The following is a 17,704-nucleotide window of genomic DNA, read 5'->3' as shown; positions in this document are numbered from 1 at the left end:
TCTGCCGCTGCCGAACCCCGCTCAATGCAGGCGCAACGACCGGTTCTTGATCTCTACCTCAACCGCAGGCGCCCTCCCGCGCAGCGGGTTCGTTCTCCGGCCCATTTCAGTCATCCCGATCGCGGGCCAGTGGAGCCGTTTCTGAGAGCAATATATCGTTTCAGCGAGCGGCGATTGCCGATATCTCCGGCGCTCAGCAGGTTCGTCAAAGGGTGCAGTGACGCGAAATCGACGCTGCGTTGTGGGGCAGGGAAGGGCGCATGTCTTGCGCCGACAACGCCCTCGCAGGTCGCTGGCTATATTTGCGATCTATCACCCGTCGCACGACGGTTGGGCAAACTCGCAAATCTATGATTTCAGGGGAAATTGGATCGAAGCGTGACCAACCGTGATCCACAATGGTCGTAGGGTGTCGAGCGGGATCGTTGTGCACCAGGATTATCGTGCTGTTCTGCTTCGAGACGAATTCTCCATTCAGATGCCCACCATCAGATGCCCACCATTAGTGAATCTCGGTATCGGTTGCTGCGCCTCCATGATTTGAATCTGCAGAAGTCGAGGCCGAGGGGCGGGTAGCCGGCCGACGCCCTTAGTTCCGAGTGTCAAAACACGGGCAAGAGTGATTGGGAACACCGATGACCAACCTTATTTGGGCATCCTGGGGCCCCGCTTCGCAGCGGACTTAGGCCCTTTGGTCCTTGGGGCAGGTGTGTCCGGAGTCTGAAGGTCCGCGAAATTCGCCGTACTTATTTCGCAAAAATATCGCAAAAAAAAGTACGGCGCAAATTCGCTAAGCGTTTGAAAATGTTGGTGATCCCGACAGGAATCGAACCTGTGACCTACAGATTAGGAATCAGAGGATGGGGATGCTCATTTGGAGCTCTTACCCGGTTCGCCACCGAATACGAGAACATACGAAGGATACGGCTTGGCGAACCACCCTCTAACTGATTGATTTTGTTGAAAAGATGACGTCCCTCCAGGCCTACCATCAACTACAGCTTACTTCCCAAAAGCCAATCATCCTGGTTGCTGCAGGCGCTTTTGACTCGAACCCGAAGTCCGTCTTTCACGAGGATGACGTCAGCTTTGCGCCGCGAATCGGTCATTGCCCCGATATCGTGATTTCGCCTTTTTGCGCCGCCATCGCCCGCGCAACGTCCGAGATCGGGCGCAAAGCCGTCATGTGCGCTTTCACCTGAGAAAGTCCGCTTTGGGCGCGAAGCCGACATTGTTTTGATGGCGCGGCCTCAGATGAGCACCATCGGCAAAATAGCGAGCGGTCAATGCGGTCTCGGTACGGTAGGCGCCGGAAACAAGCCGACCTGGGCTGGCGAGTGAAATGGCCGCAATGGCGTGTCGCAGTTTGATAGTTATGCGTCTGCCAGCTGCATCGAGCGGCCTAGATGCTTTTCCATTTTTTCTGTGGGGATATCTGTGGGGCGCCAAAGTCGGGATGCGCTAACACATTGTTTTTTCTGGTCGGAGTGGCAGGATTTGAACCTGCGACCCCCTCGTCCCGAACGAGGTGCGCTACCAGGCTGCGCTACACTCCGTGACCAGACCGCGGGCTTATAGCCGCCGCACTTCGTTCCTGCAAGCGGCAATGGCAGGACTTCTGTCGCATTTCATCAGGTTTCGCCGCGCGCGTTGCGAGCGTGCGGATTTTCCTTCGGGATAAACATGACTTAAAGGCTTGTGTGGTAGCCACCGCTTCGACAAACCGTGTTCCAGCCGCTTGGAGTTTTCCAGTCTTGACCCCCAGGATCGTTGACGAGGCCCGACCCAACAGCTTCGAATTCGAAACCTCGGCGCTGATCAAACCGTCCGGCTTTCGCGAATATGATGCGCGCTGGTGGTTTGGCCATCCGGCCTCGGAGGTGCCGCCCGAGCTTAATCTGATCGGCGTCCAGGCGCTCGGCATGGGGCTCGGCACGCTGATCCGCCGTCTCGGCGCCGGACCCGATATCGTTACCGGGCACGACTTCCGTTCCTATTCGCTGTCGATCAAACTGGCGCTGGTCACCGGCCTGATGGCCGCCGGTGCAAAGGTGAGGGATATCGGGCTGGCGCTGTCGCCGATGGCTTATTTCGCCCAGTTCGCGCTGGACACGCCGTCCGTCGCCATGGTCACCGCCTCGCACAACGAGAATGGCTGGACCGGCGTCAAGATGGGCGCGTCGCGGCCGCTGACCTTCGGCCCGGAGGAGATGAGCGCCTTGAAGGCGATCGTGCTGGCTGGCGACTTCGACCTCGCCGGCGGCGGTTCCTATGACTTTGTCCGCGATTTCCGCGCGACCTATCTCGACGATCTGACCCGCGACAAGCGCATCACGCGAAAGCTGAAAGTGGTCGCCGCTTGCGGCAACGGCACCGCCGGCGCCTTTGCCCCGGAAGCGCTGCAGCGCATCGGCTGCGACGTGATCCCGCTCGATGTCGAGCTCGACCATACCTTCCCGCGCTACAATCCCAATCCCGAGGACATGCGGATGCTGCATGCCATCAGGGACAAGGTGCTGGAGACCGGAGCCGATGTCGGTCTTGGCTTCGACGGCGATGGCGACCGTTGCGGCGTCGTCGACAATGAAGGCAACGAGATTTTTGCCGACAAGGTGGGCGTCATGCTCGCGCGCGATATTTCGCTGCTCCACCCGGGCTCGACCTTCGTCGTCGACGTCAAGTCGACCGGCCTGTTCAACACCGACGCAGTGCTGCGCGCCAACGGCGCCGTTACAGACTACTGGAAGACCGGCCACTCCTACATCAAGCGCCGCGTCGCAGAGCTCGGCGCCGTCGCCGGCTTCGAAAAGTCAGGCCATTTCTTCTTCAATCCGCCGATCGGGCGCGGCTACGACGATGGGCTGGTCACGGCAATCGCCATCTGCCAGATGCTGGATCGCAGCCCCGGCAGTTCGATGGCTGATCTCTACCGGGCCCTGCCGCTGACCTTCGGCACGCCGACCATGTCGCCGCATTGCGCGGACGATGTGAAGTATGGCGTGGTCGAGCGGGTGGTTGCCGATTTTCAGGCGATGAAGCGGGATGGCGCCAGCTTCGCCGGCCAGCAGATCATTGACCTGATCACCGTCAACGGCGTGCGCGTCGTCGCCGAGGACGGCACCTGGGGACTGGTGCGCGCGTCGTCGAACAAGCCGGAGCTTGTCGTGGTCGTCGAAAGCCCGGTGTCGTCGCAGCGTCGCCGGCAGATGTTCGAGGCCGTCGACGCCGTGCTGCGCCGCAGCCCCGAAGTCGGCGCCTACAACCAGACTTTCTAGAGCATGATCCCGAAAAACGGTTTCGGAAAAGATCATGCTCGAACAATAAGATAGAGCCTCATCCCGATTCATCGGGATGGAACAGGCCCTAGCTTCAGCGGTCGCCCGCCGAAGCTGTTTGCCGCAGGGCGCTCCAGTCGAACGCTCGCGCCCAGTCGGCAAAACTGTGCCAGCGGACCTCCGGGAAATCCTTGTGCAAGGCGGCGATATCGACGTCGTAGCCGACGCGGTCGAACCATTCGAACATCAGTGCCGCATCCTCGCTTTGCTGGCGAGCCACGGCGATCGGGATTTCCTGGTAGCGGATCGGCCGACCGATGGCCCCGGACAGGATTTTCGCTTGCTCTTCGCCTGACAATTCGTCCCCGGCGAAATCGAAGCGCTTGCCGAACACCTGTTCTCGCCGCTCGGCCAAAGCCGCAACGAAGCCGCCGATGTCTGCCAGGGAAACCAGTTGGAGGACGCGCTTTGGAGGCATCGCGAAGGCATAAGTGCCCTGGCCGAGCGCGCCGATCGACCATGGCGCGACGACATTCTCCATGAACGCGGCGGGCGCGCTGATCGTGTAGGGGATGCCGAGCCCGACGACATGTTTCTCGACGAGATATTTGCTTTCGAAATGCGGGATGCCGGTCTTCTTGTCGGCATCGGCAACGGATGAATAGATCAGGTGTCCGACGCCGGCAGCCTTCGCCGCGTCGGCGGCAATGATCCCCTGGCGGGTTTCCTCCTGCATGCCAGCTTCATAGCTGTTGCCCATCAGGAACATGGTGTCGACGTCTTTTGCGGCCCTCACGACGGAGGCCGCGTCAGCGAGATCGCCGGCCACGATGTCGGCGCCCGCCGACGCCAGTTGCCGTGCGGCCTCACTGTCCGGCTTGCGCGTCAGTGCCTTGACGCGATGTCCCCTGGACAACAGGGCGCGCGCAACCGCGCCGCCTTGCTGGCCGGTAGCGCCGGTCACCAGAATGCTTCGTTTGCTGGTCACGATGTCTGCTCCTTCTTGTTTGGCTGGAGCAGAGTTAGGATCTTTCGCATTGATGCATAATTGGCTCTAATTGGGAAATGTCGTCCCAATTTTGGATACAATGATCGACCTCAACGATATCGTCGTGTTTGCCCGCGTCGTCGAAGCCGGCAGCTTCACCGCTGCCGCGCGCCAGCTCGCCATGCCCAAGACGACGGTCAGCCGCCGCATTGCCACGCTCGAACGCGAGGTCGGCGTCCGCCTGCTGCAGCGCACGACACGTAGCCTCAACCTGACGGATGCCGGGCGTCTCTACTTTGAGCAGAGCAGCCAGGGCCTGCGGACCATCGAGGAGGCAAATCTGCGCCTGGCGGAGGCGAGAGCGGAGCCATCGGGCACGATTCGCATTTCGGCCCCGGTCGGCTTTGGCGGCCATTTCCTGATACGCGCCGTGGTCGACTTTCTCGCACTATATCCGAAAACCAATGTCGAACTCCGCCTCACCGACGACAGGCTCAACCTTGTCGAGGACGGCATAGACCTCGCTTTCCGCACCGGGATCCTTCAGGATTCGACGCTGATCGCCCGCAAGCTCGGCTCCACGCACAGGCTGCTCTGCGCCAGCCCGGACTATCTCGCGCGGCACGGCACGCCGCAAAGCCCGGCGGACCTAACGCACCATCAATGCGTCATCGCAGGCGCTTCGGCCTCAGGCGCTCATTGGGTGCTGGAAGGGCCGCACGGCCAGGAAACGGTCATGGTGGCCGGGCGCTTTGCCGCCAATGAAATGCAGGCGGTCGTTGCGGCCGCGCACGCCGGCTTCGGCATCGCCCAATTGCCCCAGGCGATCGCCGAAGGGCTGATCAAGGAGGGGCGACTGCAGCACGTTCTTGAGGATTACACGACACCGGCCGGCGGCCTGCATGCCCTCTATCCGAGCAGCCGCCACCTTTCGCCCCTGGTCAAGGCATTCATCGAGCTTGCATCCGAGCGCATTTCCAATGGGATAAACACAGCTTAAGGCTTGTGTAGTAGCAACCGGCCACCAATGCCTTCTGAGCGCGAGACCCGAATGACCGAGCGGATCGTTAGTTTTGTCATGAGCGGCGGCATCGGCTCGCGGCTGTGGCCGCTGTCGCGCGAGGACAACCCCAAGCAGTTCCACGATCTGTCCGGCGATGGCTCGATGCTGGCCAAGACCTTGCGTCGGCTGACGGCGAGGCCGGAAGGCGAAACGCCGATCTTCCTGATCGCCTCGGAACGCCATGCCGAACGCGTCCGTGCCGATCTCGCCGGCCTCGATCTCGCCGGCGGCGGGCCGCTGTTCGAGCCGACAGGCCGCAACACCGCCGCCGCCGTCGCGCTGGCGGCGCTGCGCACGCTGTCCGAGTTCGGCGACAGCCTGGTGCTGGTGGTGCCGTCCGACCATGAGATATCAACCCCGCGCCAATTCTGGCAGAGTGTCGAAGCCGGCACCGAGGCAGCACACGCCGGCCGGCTGGTGGTGTTCGGCATCAAGCCGACGCAGCCCGAGACCGGCTATGGCTATATCGAAGTCGCAGCCGAAAGCGGCGGCACCTTCGACGTGTCGCGCTTTGTCGAAAAGCCGGACCTTGCGACTGCGCAGAACTATCTCAAGGCCGGAAATTTCTATTGGAACACCGGCATCTTCCTGTTTCGCGCCGGCGCCATGCGCGACGCCTTCGCGGCGTTCCAGCCTGAAATCTGGCAGGCCACCGAAGCGGCCTACAAGGCGGCAACATCGGATCTGTCCGGCCTCTACATGCCGCTGGAACTCTATGGGGCCATCCCGTCGAACTCGATCGACTACGCCATCATGGAGCGGGCAACGGACATCGCCATGGTGCCGGCTGGCTTCCGCTGGAACGATCTCGGCTCCTGGCAGTCGCTGCTCGATGTCGGCCCTGCCGACGACCAGGGCAATGTCGTCATCGGCGATGTCGTCGCCATCGACTGCGAGAACTCCTACATCCGCAGCGACGGCCGCCTGCTGTCGGCGATCGGCATGAAGGACGTCGCCATCGTCTCGACATCAGACGCCACCTTCGTCGCCCCGGTCAGCCACAGCCAGCACGTCAAGAAGATCGTCGAGCAGCTCGAGAAATCGGGCCGGCTGGAAACCCGATTCACGCCGGCGCATGACCGCGTCATCGAAAATGGCGCATGGCGGCGGCGCGTACATCACTGGCTGTTTCAGGAGACCTTGCCGCTGTGGTCGACATCGGGCGTCGACGAGCGCCATGGCGGTTTTCACGAAGCGCTCGGCCTTGATGCTTCGCCGCTGATGAAGCCCAAGCGCATGCGCACCATGGCAAGGCAGGTCTATGCTTTCGCCGTCGCCAAAGCGCGCGGCTGGGACGGTCCGGCCGACCGGCTGATCAGCCACGGCATCGACTTCATGGCCAAAAATGGCCGCACCGACAAAGGCGGCTGGGTGCGCACGCTGAATGTCGACGGCTCCGTTGCCGACGCCACCGAGGATGCCTATGATCATTCCTGCGTGCTGCTGGCGCTGGCGCACGCGCATATGTCGGGCAATCCCGACGCCTTGCGGCTCGGCGAAGAGACTTTCGACTTTCTCGACGCGTATCTCGAGGACAGCCGTATGACCGGCTTTCTCGAGACATCGGGCGGCGAGGGCGAGCGGCGCTCCAACCCGCATATGCATCTGCTTGAGGCCTTTCTCGCCTGGTATAAGGCCACCGGCGACCGCGCCTATCTGCGTCGTGCCGCACGCATCATCGACCTCTTCCGCAGCCATTTCTTCGACCCGGAAAGCTGGACGCTGGGCGAATATTTCGATGCCGAATGGAAACCGTCCGCCGGCGAGAAAGGCTCCTGGACCGAACCCGGCCATCACTTCGAATGGGCCTCGCTGCTGATAGATTTCGCCGGGCGCAGCGGCCAGGCCGAACTGAGCGGCTTTGCCAGGAAACTTTATGCCTCGGCCATCGCCAATGGCCTCAACCGCGCCACCGGCCTTTCTTATGGCGCCGTCTCCAGGCATGGCCTGCCGCTCGACCTTGTCTCACGCAGCTGGCCGCAGGCCGAAGCGGTCAAGGCCGCGATTGCGCTCGATGGTTCGGGCGGGCCGGATCTCAAGCCGGAGATCGAGGCACGCGTTGGCCGGCTGTTCCGCTGGCACATCGACCCGGCGCCGCTCGGCCTGTGGATCGACCGCATCGACGAACGCGGCCGCTCGCTGGCTACCGATGTGCCGGCCAGCATCTTCTATCATCTGGTCTGCGCGCTGACGCAGTATCTGGACAGCACGGCGAAGAAGGCAAGCTGACGGGCTGCAGCTGCCAATCTCCCCCGCAAGGGGGGAGATTGGCCGTCCAGTCGGCTTTCGCCAATCGCCAATTCAATACGGGCTGGCCACATCCCCGGTCTCGACATAAATCGACTTCAGCTGCGAATAGAGCGCCAGCGCCGCCAGCGAATTCTCGCGGCCGATGCCTGACTGCTTGAAGCCACCGAAGGGGATTTCCACCGGCGTCAGATTGTAGGCGTTGATCCAGCAGGTGCCGGCCTGCAGCTCGGCGATGACGCGGTGGGCGCGCGGCAGGTCGCGCGTGAAGACGCCCGCGGCGAGGCCGAATTCGGTGTCGTTGGCGCGGTCGATCACTTCGTCCTCGCCGTCGAATTTCAGCACGCTCATCACCGGCCCGAAAATCTCTTCGCGGGCGATGCGCATCGTGTCGGTGACGCCCGTGAACACCGTCGGCTCGACGAAGAAGCCGCCGTCAAAGCCCTGCAGCGAAGGCACATTACCGCCGCAGGCGAGAACAGCTCCATCCTGCTTGCCGATCTCGATATAGCCGACCACCTTCTCATGCTGAGCCTTGGAGACCAGCGGCCCCATCTGGGTTTCGGGATCGAGCGGGTCGCCGATGCGGATTTTTTTCGTCCGCTCTATCAAACGCTCTACGAAGCGGTCGTGGATGCCGCTCTGCACGAAGACCCGCGTGCCGTTGGAGCAGATCTGGCCGGTCGAATAGAAATTGCCGAGCATGGCGCCGCCAATGGCATTCTCGATGTCGGCATCGTCGAAGACGATCAGCGGCGACTTGCCGCCGAGCTCCATCGTCGCGTGCTTCATCTTCGAACCGGCCAGCGACAGCACCTTGCGCCCGGTCGGCACCGAGCCGGTGACCGAAACCTTGGCGACGACATCGTGGCCGACAAGCCCGGCGCCGACATCGCCATAGCCCTGCACGACGTTGAACAGCCCATCGGGCAGGCCGGCCTCGCTGTAGATCTCGGCCAGCGCCAGCGCTGAAAGCGGCGTGTTTTCCGACGGTTTGAACACCATGGCGTTGCCCATGGCGAGGGCCGGCGCTGATTTCCAGCCGGCGATCTGGATCGGATAGTTCCAGGCGCCGATGCCGACACAGACGCCGAGCGCTTCGCGCCGCGTGTAGGCAAAGGGCCCGCCAAGATCTATCGCCTCGCCATTGTAGGCAGCGACCGCGCCGCCGAAATATTCAAGGCAGTCCGCGGCCGACGGCGCGTCTGCCACCAGCGTTTCCTGGATCGCCTTGCCGGTGTCGAGCGTCTCGATGCGGGCGAGATCGGAGTTGCGGGCGCGCAAGATGTCGGCGGCACGGCGCAGGATGCGTCCGCGCTCGACCGGCTTCAGCCGCGCCCAGGCGGGCTGCGCGGCACGCGCGGCCTCGACGGCGAGCTCCAGCACGTTCGGCGTCGCCGAACGCAGCATGGCGATGGTCTCGCCGGTTGCCGGATAGATGACCGGCAGCGGCGCGCCTTGCTCATCGTCGATATAGCGTCCGTTGACATAGTGCGATGCCGTGGGCTGGGCGCGCATGGGGGTCTCCAAATCGTCTTCGCTTGGGCGGAACGTTCGCCGGATCATGCTCTATCTGTCGGACGCCTGCCAGCGCGGATTGATCCATGGTTCCTGGTTGGACGGCGCCAATGGCGTGCGGCCGAGAATGTGGTCGGATGCCTTCTCGCCGGTCATGATCGACGGTGCGTTGAGGTTGCCGTTGGTGACGCGCGGGAAGATCGAGGAATCGGCGACGCGCAATCCCTCGACGCCGATGACCCGGCATTCCGGATCGACGACGCTCATCATTTCGTCCGGGCGGCCCATCTTGCAGGTGCCGCAAGGATGGTAAGCGCTCTCGGCGTGATCCCTGATGAAAACATCGAGATCGTCGTCCGACTGCACGTGCGAACCCGGCGAGATTTCCTTGCCGCGATAGCCATCGAATGCCTTCTGGCCGAAGATCTCGCGGGTCAGCCGGATGCAGTGGCGGAACTCCGTCCAGTCGTCAGGATGCGACATGTAGTTGAAGCGGATCACCGGCTTCGATTTCGGGTCCGGCGAGCGCAGCGTCACCGAGCCGCGCGATTTCGAACGCATCGGCCCGACATGCGCCTGGAAGCCGTGCGATTTCGCCGCCGCTTTGCCGTCATAGCGGACCGCCGCCGGGATGAAGTGGTACTGGATATCAGGATAGTCGACACCGGCACGCGAGCGCACGAAGGCGGCTGCCTCGAAATGGTTGGTGGCGCCAAGCCCGGTCTTGAAGAACAGCCACTGCGCCCCGATCAGCGCCTTCGAGAACGGATTGAGCACCGAGTTCAGCGTGATCGGCTGTGTCGATTCCTGCTGGATGTAGAGTTCCATATGGTCTTGCAAATTGCGGCCGACGCCGGGCCGGTCGGCCACCACTTCTATGCCGTTTTCCCTGAGATGCTCGGCCGGACCGATGCCCGACAGCATTAGGATCTTGGGCGAATTGATCGATGAGGCGGCGACGATCACCTCACGTCGCGCCTTAACGACCTGAATCTGTTTGTGAGCTTCGATCTCGACGCCGATAGCGCGTTGATTCTCGATGATCACCCGGCGGGCGAAACCCTTGAGCAGGCTAACATTCTTGCGGTTCAACGCCGGCTTCAGATAGGCGCTTGCAGCCGACCAGCGGCGGCCGCCGCGAATGGTCTGCTCCATCGGCCCAAAACCTTCCTGCTTGGAACCATTGTAGTCGTCGGTCAGTTCGAACCCCGCCTGGCGGCCCGCCTCGACGAAGGCGCCGTAGAGCGGATTGCGCCGCGATCCGCGCTGTACATGCAATGGCCCCCCGTGGCCGCGCCAGCCATCCTCGCCGCCGTCATTGTCCTCCATGCGCTTGAAATAGGGGAGCACGTCGGCAAAGCCCCAGCCGGCCGCACCCTCTTCGGCCCAATGATCAAAGTCGCGGGCATGGCCGCGCACATAGACCATGCCATTTATCGAGGACGAGCCGCCGATCACCTTGCCGCGCGGCGTCGCCAGCACGCGGCCGCCGAGATGCGGCTCCGGCTCGCTGGCAAAGCCCCAGTCGTAGAGGTTCATGTTGAGCGGGATCGACAGCGCCGACGGCATCTGGATCAATGGTCCGATATCGGTGCCACCGAATTCGATGACGATCACCGAATGCTTGCCGTCCTCGGACAGTCGATAGGCCATGGCCGAGCCGGCCGAGCCGGAGCCGATGATGACGAAATCCGCTTCAAGCATGGTTCATATGCGCCCATCGTTCATATGCGTAATGAAATCGGCGAGCGAAACGTTGCCGCCAGTTGCCATCACGAGCACGGTCTTGCCCTTTACATCCACTTTGCCGCCGAGCAGCGCCGCCAGCGAGGCGGCTCCCGACGGTTCGAGCACCAGCTTCATGCGCTCGAAGGCGATCCGCATGGCTTGCCGCACCGATTGATCGTCGACGGTGATGCCGCGAACGCCGGCGGTCTTGACCGCCGCGAACGGCGCGTCGCCCGGCCGTCGCGACATCAGCCCGTCACAGATCGACTTCGGGCCGATCGGCATCGTCTCGATGCTGCCATGCGCCAGCGACGAGCCCATGCCATTGAAACCTTCCGGCTCGACGCCGATGATCTCGGTGGCCGGCGACAGATAGTGGAAGGCGAGCGAAACGCCGCCGATCAGTCCACCGCCGCCGACCGAGCAGAACAAAAGGTCAGCGCTGGCGTCCTTGGCGGCAAGCTGGTCGAGCGCTTCGAGGCCGGCGCCCGCCTGGCCGGCGACGATCTCCGGGTCGTCGAATGGGTGCAACAGGGCCAGCCCCTCGGTCTCGGCGATTTCGCGCGCCTTGGCGGCGGCAACTTCTTCACGCGCCCGCTCGCCGTGATCGGTCAGCACGACACGGGCGCCGTAGCCTGCCGTAGCGTCGCGCTTGGCGGCGGGTGCGTCGATCGGCATGACGATGGTGACCGGAATACCGAGTGCCTGGCCGGCCGCTGCCAGCCCTTGCGCGAAATTGCCTGAGGAATAGGCGACGACGCCCTTCTTCGCCTCGTCGGCTGAAAGCTGCTTCAGCCGCCAATAGGCACCGCGTATCTTGAACGATCCAGCCCATTGCAGCGATTCCGGCTTGATGAAGACGCGGGCCGCACCGGTCTCCCTGGCCAGGGCTGCCGATTCCAGCAGCGGCGTGATCTGTGTCGCCCGCGAGGTGACGGCATAGGCCTGCTTGAGATGGTCGAGGGAGGGGACGAGAAGGTCTGCCATCATTCGCCTCGTGGATACCGTTTGCTCTCCTCGAGATTGTCGAGGTTCATGTGATTGCGCATGTAGCGTTCCGACGCCTTTTGCAGCGGCTGGAAATCCCAGGGGTAGTAGGCGCCGTTGCGCAGCGCGGGATAGACGACCCAGCGGCGCGCCTGGCTTTCGCGCACGGCGGCGTCGAAGCCAGCCATGTCCCAGCGCGCCCGGACCTTGTTCATGAATGCCGCCACCAAGCCCGCATTGGCCGGATCCTCAGCCAAATTGTCTCGCTCGAGCGGGTCGGTTTCGAGATCGAACAGTTGCGGCGGGTCGAGCTCGCAATGGACGAACTTGTATCTGCCGTCACGGATCGCCACCAGGGGCGCGGAGGAACCTTCGGCGGCATACTCCATCAACACAGGCGCGGTGCGCTGCCCGCCATTGGTGAGGGGTAGCAGCGACTGGCCGTCGGTCCACGGCGCGATCGCACCGATGTCGATGCCGGCGAGGTCGCAAAGCGTCGGTGCCACGTCGAGATTGGAGACCGGCGCCTCGATCAGCCCGGCGCGAACGCCTTTGCCGGCGATCATTAGCGGCACCCGCGCCGAGCCCTCGAAGAAGCTCATCTTGAACCACAGGCCGCGCTCGCCGAGCATGTCGCCATGGTCCGAGCAGAACAGGATGATGGTGTCGTCGAGCATGCGCGTTCGCCGCAGAACGTCCAGAAGCTCGCCGAGCTTGTCATCGACATAGGAGATGTTGGCGAAATAGCCGCGCCGGGAACGACGCACCTGCTCAGCAGTGATCTCGAAAGACGGATAATCGCTGGCGTGGTACAGCCGCTGCGAATGCGTGTCCTGCTCGTCATGTGCGATGAACCCGGTTTCCGGGTCCAGCGCCTGGCAGTGTTCGTAGAGATCCCAGTACTGCTTGCGCGCGACATAGGGATCGTGCGGGTGCGACAGCGAAACGGTGAGGCACCAGGGCCGATGGTTCGCATCGTCCTGATCGCGCGAAAGCTCATAGAGTTTCTGCGTGGCCAGGAACACGACCTCGTCGTCATACTCCATCTGGTTGGTGGTCTCTGCAACGCCGGCGCCGGTCACCGAGCCCAGATTGTGATACCACCATTCGATGCGCTCGCCGGGATTGCGGTAATCCGGCGTCCAGCCGAAATCGGCCGGATAGATGTCGGTGGTCAGCCGCTCCTCGAAACCGTGCAACTGGTCCGGTCCGACGAAATGCATCTTGCCCGACAGGCAGGTGTAGTAGCCGGCGGCGCGCAGATGATGGGCGAAGGTCGGGATCGACGAGACGAATTCGGCGGCATTGTCATAGACCCCGGTGCGCGACGGTAGCTGCCCACTCATGAACGAGGCCCGGCCCGGCGCGCAAAGCGGCGATGCGGTGTAGTTGTTGGCAAAGCGCGCCGAGCGGCCGGCCAGTGCCTTGAGATGCGGCACGTGCAGGAAGTCCGCCGGCCCATCCGGGAACAGCGTACCGTTGAGCTGATCGACCATGACGATCAGGAAGTTGGGTCGCTTGGTTGTCACTGTGTCTGTCGCCCACCAAGTTTCGTTTCGAGATAGTCCTCGACCAGCGCGATCGCGGTCGCGGCGTCGGGCACGCCGTCCTTCAGGGCGCGCCTGATATAGAGCCCGTCGATCAGCGCCGCGGTCGCCTCGGCGACGCGATCGGCCTTGGCTCTCGGCAAGATGCCGGTCAGCCCGCTCAACAGGTTGGAGTGCAGGCGCCGCGCATAGACCTTGAGCAGCCGGCGCAGCGCCGCCGATTTCTGCGCCTCGACATAGAAGGCGAGCCAGGCGGCGATGGTTTCCGGCTGGAATTGGAGGTCGGAGAAGTTGACGGCCACGACCGCCGAAACGCGCTCGCGCGGGCTGCTGGCTGCACCAAGGGCGCGCCGCGTGTCGGTGGTCAGTTCGGCCAGAATGTGGCGCATCGTCGCCAGCAGCAATTCGTCCTTGGCGCCGAAATAATGATGGGCAAGGGCCGAGGACACGCCGGCGCGGCCAGCGATCTCGGACATGGTCACGTCGAGCGAGCCGCGTTCGCCGATCGCCGAGATCGTCGCGTCGATGAGCGCCTTGCGGCGCAGGGGTTCCATTCCGACTTTCGGCATCTCGCTATGGTCCTTTGAAGCAGGATTATTTTTTATTGACGGGTCAATCAACAAAAAAATCGACACCGGCTCCGCCTGTACCAAGCGATTGTCCGGTTCCGGCCCTTCCAGGCGCGGGCATAATTGTTTATATTTGAACAATAAAGGCGAAGTGCGCCATGAGCCCACATGATAGGCTGGCGCCAAGGATGGAGACCGCCATGACCGCATGCATCGTTGGCTGGGCGCATTCGCGTTTCGGCAAGCTTGAGGGCGAGACGCTCGAAAATCTTATCGTCAAGGTGGCGACCGACGCACTCGACCATGCCGGTATCGGGCCGGACGAGGTTGACGAGATCGTGCTCGGCCACTTCAACGCCGGCTTTTCGGCGCAGGATTTCACCGCCAGCCTGGTGCTTCAGGCCGACGACCGGCTGCGCTTCAAGCCGGCGACGCGCGTCGAGAACGCTTGCGCCACCGGTTCGGCGGCGGTCAGGCAAGGCATCCGCGCTATCGACGCCAACGCCGCCCGCATCGTGCTGGTGGTCGGTGCCGAGCAGATGACGACGACGCCCGGACCCGAGATCGGCAAGAACCTGCTCAAGGCTTCCTATCTGCCTGAGGACGGCGAGACACCGGCGGGGTTCGCCGGCGTCTTCGGCAAGATCGCGCAGGCCTATTTCCAGCGCTATGGCGACCAGTCGGACGCGCTGGCGATGATCGCCGCCAAGAACCACAAGAACGGCGTCGACAATCCCTATGCGCAGATGCGCAAGGATTTCGGCTATGAGTTCTGCCGCCAGGAAAGCGAAAAGAACCCCTTCGTTGCCGGTCCGCTGAAGCGCACCGACTGCTCGCTGGTCTCCGACGGCGCCGCCGCCCTTATCCTTGCCGACACCGCGACCGCACTGAAGATGCGCCGCGCCGTTGCCTTCCGCGCCAACGAGCATGTGCAGGATTTCCTGCCGATGTCGAAGCGCGACATCCTGACCTTCGAAGGCTGCGAACAGGCCTGGACTCGTGCGCTGAAGAATGCCGGCGTGACGCTCGACGATCTGTCCTTCGTCGAGACGCATGACTGCTTCACCATTGCCGAACTGATCGAGTACGAGGCGATGGGCCTGGCCAAGCCGGGCGAGGGGGCGAAGCTCGCCATGAGCGGCGAGACCGCCAGGGATGGCCGCCTGCCGGTCAATCCATCAGGTGGGTTGAAGGCCAAGGGCCATCCGATCGGCGCAACAGGCGTCTCCATGCATGTTTTGACCGCCATGCAGCTTGTTGGCGAAGCCGGCGGCATCCAGGTGCCGGGCGCAAAACTTGGTGGCATCTTCAACATGGGTGGTGCTGCCGTCGCCAATTACGTTTCAATATTGGACCGGATCAGGTAGAAGCAGCCCGTATTTTTACGGGGTGGCCATGACAAATCCGGTTCTGATCGAAGTCTTGCGCGGCGCGATCGTCGAGAGCGCCCATCGCGGTGCTGTCGCGGTCTTTGATGCCGATGGCAAGCCGGTCCTGGAGATCGGCGACACCTCGAAGCCGGTGTTTCCGCGCTCCGCGGTCAAGGCGATCCAGGCATTGCCGCTGGTCGAAAGCGGCACGGCCGATGCCTATGGCTTTGGCAACCGCGAACTGGCGCTTGCCTGTGCCTCCCATTCGGGCGAGCCCGCGCATGTCGAACTGGCGCGATCCATGCTGGCCAAGGCCGGATTGGACGGGTCAGCGCTCGAATGCGGCGCGCATTGGCCCTCCAATCATGACTCGGAGATTTCGCTTGCCCGAGCCGGCGGTTCGCCGAACGCATTGCACAACAACTGCTCCGGCAAGCATTCCGGCTTCCTCTGCACCTGCGTCCACGCAGGCATTGCGCACCGCGGCTATGTCAAGCCGGAGCACGCCTTGCAGGAGATGGTGCGCAACGCCATGCAGGCAGTGACGGGCGCTGTCCATGGTGCCGATGAACGAGCGACCGATGGCTGCTCGATCCCGACCTACGCGGTGCCGCTCAGGAGCTTCGCCCTAGGCTTTGCCCGCATGGCCACGACAAATGGTTTTGGTCCCGAGCGAGCCAGGGCCGCGAGGCGTCTGCTGGCCGCCTGCATGGCAGAACCGTTCTTTGTCGCCGGCACCGGCCGTGCCGATGTCGCTTTGATGGAGGCTGCACCCGGGCGGATTTTTGCAAAAGGCGGCGCCGAAGGCGTCTATTGCGCGGCACTCCCCGAGCTTGGCCTCGGCATCGCGCTCAAATGCGATGATGGTGCCGGCCGCGCTGGCGAAGCCATGGTTGCCGCCGTCATTGCCAGGCTGCTGCACGCGGATGAGGCCCTGGCGGCGAAGCTACTCGAACTGGCCAACGCTCCGATTGAAAGCCGGAACGGCGCCAAGGTCGGGGCGCTCAGGCCGACGGCGGCACTCAGCTGACGTGATTGCGCTCGACGGTCAGGTGCGCATAACCGCTCTTGTCCGACGATGTCAGGTCGCCAGTCGCTGGCTCGGCCCAGCGCTGGCCGACAACGGCGCCGTTCAGCGCACCATCGATGACATTGTCTGAGATGACGGCCGTACCGGCGCCATCGACCACGCTGACGACGATACCGGTTCCAGCCTTGCGGATGATGTTGCCGGTGGCGACGACATTGCGCAGATACGGCCCCCAGCCGATCTGCATGCCATAGAGCGGCGCGTTCTCGATGACATTGTTGGAAACGGTCGTGTCGGCTTCGACGCCGATGCCCACGCCGAAGCCGGGCGGGTCTGCGGGGTAGGGGCCGCTGGTCGACAGATTGCGCACGATGTTGCCCGAGCAGACACCCATGCGGCCACCTTCGTTGAAGTTGACGATGGAGATACCGTTGGCGGCGCCATCGACGATGTTGTTGCTGATGATGGCGCCTTCGAACGAGAATTCCGAATAGACCGCGGTCTCGCCCGAGCGCGAGCAGGTGTTGCCTGATATCTGCAGATTGCTGGCGCTGTTGGCGCGGATCGCCGAGAAGGCGCAGTCCGAGACGATGTTGCCAGAGATGACGACATTGCCGGTCCGGAAGGCGTTGATGCCATTGCCGTTCTGCCCGGTTCCGCCACTGCGCGCCTGGATGCGCTCGACGCGGTTGCCGGTGACCATTGTGCCGTCTTCCGCCGCCTGCCAGCGGTGCACCAGGATGCCGCCATTGGCACAGTCGGAGATGGTGTTGCCTGTGATTGCCAGCCCGCCGGCCTCGACCGAATAGATGCCGGCATCGGCAGCCCCCGAAATGTCCGAGCGCTCGACCCGGCCCGCCGCGTGTTCCAGCGCCAATCCGTTCTTGCCGCTGCCGGTTATCTGGCAATTGTCGACGACGAGGTGCGCGACCCGGCGCAGATCGAGCAATCCTTGCGCGTAGTCGCCCATCGAGCGGTTGCTGCCATCGAAGACCAGCCCGCTGAGTTCGATATGGTCGGCCTGTTCGGCCATGAACAGGTGACCATCACCGCCATAGACGATCCGCGTTGCGCCCGGCACGCCGGAAAGACGCACACGGCCGGGCAGCGACAGGTTGGACACCACATAGGTGCCGGGCGGCAGGAACACCGGCATGTCGCGGTCGTTGGCGCCGCGCAGCAGCTTGGCGAAGGCCTTGCTCTGATCATCAAAGGTGCCAGGTGAGACGCCAAGTTCAGTCGCGTTGATCGAACCGCGCATGGAGGCTTTCTCGATGCCGGTCAGGCTGGCGGCCGCCGCTCTGCCAAGCGAAAGGCCCATGACGGCAAAGCCGGCGGTTCCGATTAGCAGCTTTCGTCTGTTCAACATCGGCACAGGGTCC

General features: G+C 63.2%; 12 protein-coding genes and 1 tRNA gene. 5 read left to right on the top strand and 8 right to left on the bottom strand.

All coding sequences use genetic code 11. The annotated features are described in order from the left end of the window. Positions 1-1,479 precede the first annotated feature (1,479 nt). Positions 1,480-1,556 (bottom strand) — tRNA-Pro (locus ACFFNA_RS27430). Positions 1,557-1,754: 198 nt separating this feature from the next. Here ACFFNA_RS27430 and ACFFNA_RS27425 point away from each other — a divergent pair. Beyond that, entirely contained in the window at positions 1,755-3,275 is a 1,521-nt protein-coding gene (locus ACFFNA_RS27425; RefSeq protein WP_378923089.1) for a phosphomannomutase/phosphoglucomutase, read from the top strand. Positions 3,276-3,369: 94 nt separating this feature from the next. Here the strand turns inward: ACFFNA_RS27425 and ACFFNA_RS27420 are convergent, their stop codons facing one another. Then, positions 3,370-4,263: an NmrA/HSCARG family protein gene (locus tag ACFFNA_RS27420; RefSeq protein ID WP_111549077.1), complete on the bottom strand. Its 894-nt coding sequence runs from the start codon at positions 4,261-4,263 to the stop codon at positions 3,370-3,372. Between the two features lie 100 nt (positions 4,264-4,363). On the opposite strand from ACFFNA_RS27420, the gene ACFFNA_RS27415 reads away from it, so the two are divergent. Both ACFFNA_RS27415 and ACFFNA_RS27410 read left to right on the top strand, forming a co-directional pair. Further along, positions 4,364-5,263: a LysR family transcriptional regulator gene (locus tag ACFFNA_RS27415; protein ID WP_111549078.1), complete on the top strand. Its 900-nt coding sequence runs from the start codon at positions 4,364-4,366 to the stop codon at positions 5,261-5,263. A 51-nt stretch (positions 5,264-5,314) separates the two neighbouring features. Continuing rightward, positions 5,315-7,555, top strand: coding sequence for a mannose-1-phosphate guanylyltransferase/mannose-6-phosphate isomerase (locus ACFFNA_RS27410; RefSeq protein WP_378923088.1), 2,241 nt, complete (start codon positions 5,315-5,317; stop codon positions 7,553-7,555). Positions 7,556-7,627: 72 nt separating this feature from the next. Here ACFFNA_RS27410 and betB read toward each other — a convergent pair whose 3' ends face one another. Genes betB through betI form a run of 5 tightly spaced genes read right to left on the bottom strand, consistent with a single transcriptional unit; the run spans position 7,628 to position 13,922 of the window. After that, positions 7,628-9,091: a betaine-aldehyde dehydrogenase gene (gene betB / locus ACFFNA_RS27405; RefSeq protein ID WP_378923087.1), complete on the bottom strand. Its 1,464-nt coding sequence runs from the start codon at positions 9,089-9,091 to the stop codon at positions 7,628-7,630. Positions 9,092-9,142: 51 nt separating this feature from the next. Continuing rightward, positions 9,143-10,795: a choline dehydrogenase gene (gene betA / locus ACFFNA_RS27400; protein WP_378923086.1), complete on the bottom strand. Its 1,653-nt coding sequence runs from the start codon at positions 10,793-10,795 to the stop codon at positions 9,143-9,145. Between the two features lie 3 nt (positions 10,796-10,798). After that, the gene (locus ACFFNA_RS27395; RefSeq protein WP_378923085.1) at positions 10,799-11,809 is read right to left on the bottom strand and encodes a threonine/serine dehydratase family protein; all 1,011 of its coding nucleotides are present in this window, start codon (positions 11,807-11,809) and stop codon (positions 10,799-10,801) included. Further along, positions 11,806-13,335, bottom strand: coding sequence for a choline-sulfatase (betC, locus tag ACFFNA_RS27390; RefSeq protein WP_378923084.1), 1,530 nt, complete (start codon positions 13,333-13,335; stop codon positions 11,806-11,808). The genes ACFFNA_RS27395 and betC overlap by 4 nt, the downstream gene beginning before the upstream one ends. Then, complete coding sequence (gene betI, locus ACFFNA_RS27385) at positions 13,332-13,922, bottom strand: choline-binding transcriptional repressor BetI (protein WP_111549083.1); 591 nt, start codon at positions 13,920-13,922, stop codon at positions 13,332-13,334. Before betI ends, betC begins: the two co-directional genes overlap by 4 nt. 200 nt (positions 13,923-14,122) lie before the next feature. Here betI and ACFFNA_RS27380 point away from each other — a divergent pair, with 200 nt between their 5' ends. Next, positions 14,123-15,289 (top strand): acetyl-CoA acetyltransferase, encoded by a 1,167-nt coding sequence (locus ACFFNA_RS27380; RefSeq protein WP_111549377.1) that lies wholly within the window; start codon positions 14,123-14,125, stop codon positions 15,287-15,289. 28 nt (positions 15,290-15,317) lie between these two features. Further along, on the top strand, positions 15,318-16,322 hold the full coding sequence (locus ACFFNA_RS27375; protein WP_378923083.1) for an asparaginase: 1,005 nt from the start codon (positions 15,318-15,320) through the stop codon (positions 16,320-16,322). On the opposite strand, the gene ACFFNA_RS27370 is transcribed toward ACFFNA_RS27375, so the two are convergent. Beyond that, positions 16,315-17,691, bottom strand: coding sequence for a TIGR03808 family TAT-translocated repetitive protein (locus tag ACFFNA_RS27370; RefSeq protein ID WP_378923082.1), 1,377 nt, complete (start codon positions 17,689-17,691; stop codon positions 16,315-16,317). The two genes, ACFFNA_RS27375 and ACFFNA_RS27370, sit on opposite strands and share 8 nt — an antisense overlap. Between the last annotated feature and the right edge of the window lie 13 nt (positions 17,692-17,704).

Source organism: Mesorhizobium kowhaii, from assembly GCF_042431665.1.
GTDB classification, from domain to species: Bacteria; Pseudomonadota; Alphaproteobacteria; order Rhizobiales; family Rhizobiaceae; genus Mesorhizobium; species Mesorhizobium kowhaii.
This window is presented reverse-complemented; position numbering and strand designations above follow the sequence as displayed.

What these genes read in the sequence shown, in the direction of transcription:
- ACFFNA_RS27415 (WP_111549078.1), top strand. Translation starts at nt 4,364, where the DNA reads ATGATCGACCTCAACGATATCGTCGTGTTTGCCCGCGTCGTCGAAGCC.
- ACFFNA_RS27410 (WP_378923088.1), top strand. Translation starts at nt 5,315, where the DNA reads ATGACCGAGCGGATCGTTAGTTTTGTCATGAGCGGCGGCATCGGCTCG.
- betB (WP_378923087.1), bottom strand. Translation starts at nt 9,091, where the DNA reads ATGCGCGCCCAGCCCACGGCATCGCACTATGTCAACGGACGCTATATC.
- betA (WP_378923086.1), bottom strand. Translation starts at nt 10,795, where the DNA reads ATGCTTGAAGCGGATTTCGTCATCATCGGCTCCGGCTCGGCCGGCTCG.
- ACFFNA_RS27395 (WP_378923085.1), bottom strand. Translation starts at nt 11,809, where the DNA reads ATGATGGCAGACCTTCTCGTCCCCTCCCTCGACCATCTCAAGCAGGCC.
- betI (WP_111549083.1), bottom strand. Translation starts at nt 13,922, where the DNA reads ATGCCGAAAGTCGGAATGGAACCCCTGCGCCGCAAGGCGCTCATCGAC.
- ACFFNA_RS27380 (WP_111549377.1), top strand. Translation starts at nt 14,123, where the DNA reads ATGACCGCATGCATCGTTGGCTGGGCGCATTCGCGTTTCGGCAAGCTT.
- ACFFNA_RS27375 (WP_378923083.1), top strand. Translation starts at nt 15,318, where the DNA reads ATGACAAATCCGGTTCTGATCGAAGTCTTGCGCGGCGCGATCGTCGAG.
- ACFFNA_RS27370 (WP_378923082.1), bottom strand. Translation starts at nt 17,691, where the DNA reads ATGTTGAACAGACGAAAGCTGCTAATCGGAACCGCCGGCTTTGCCGTC.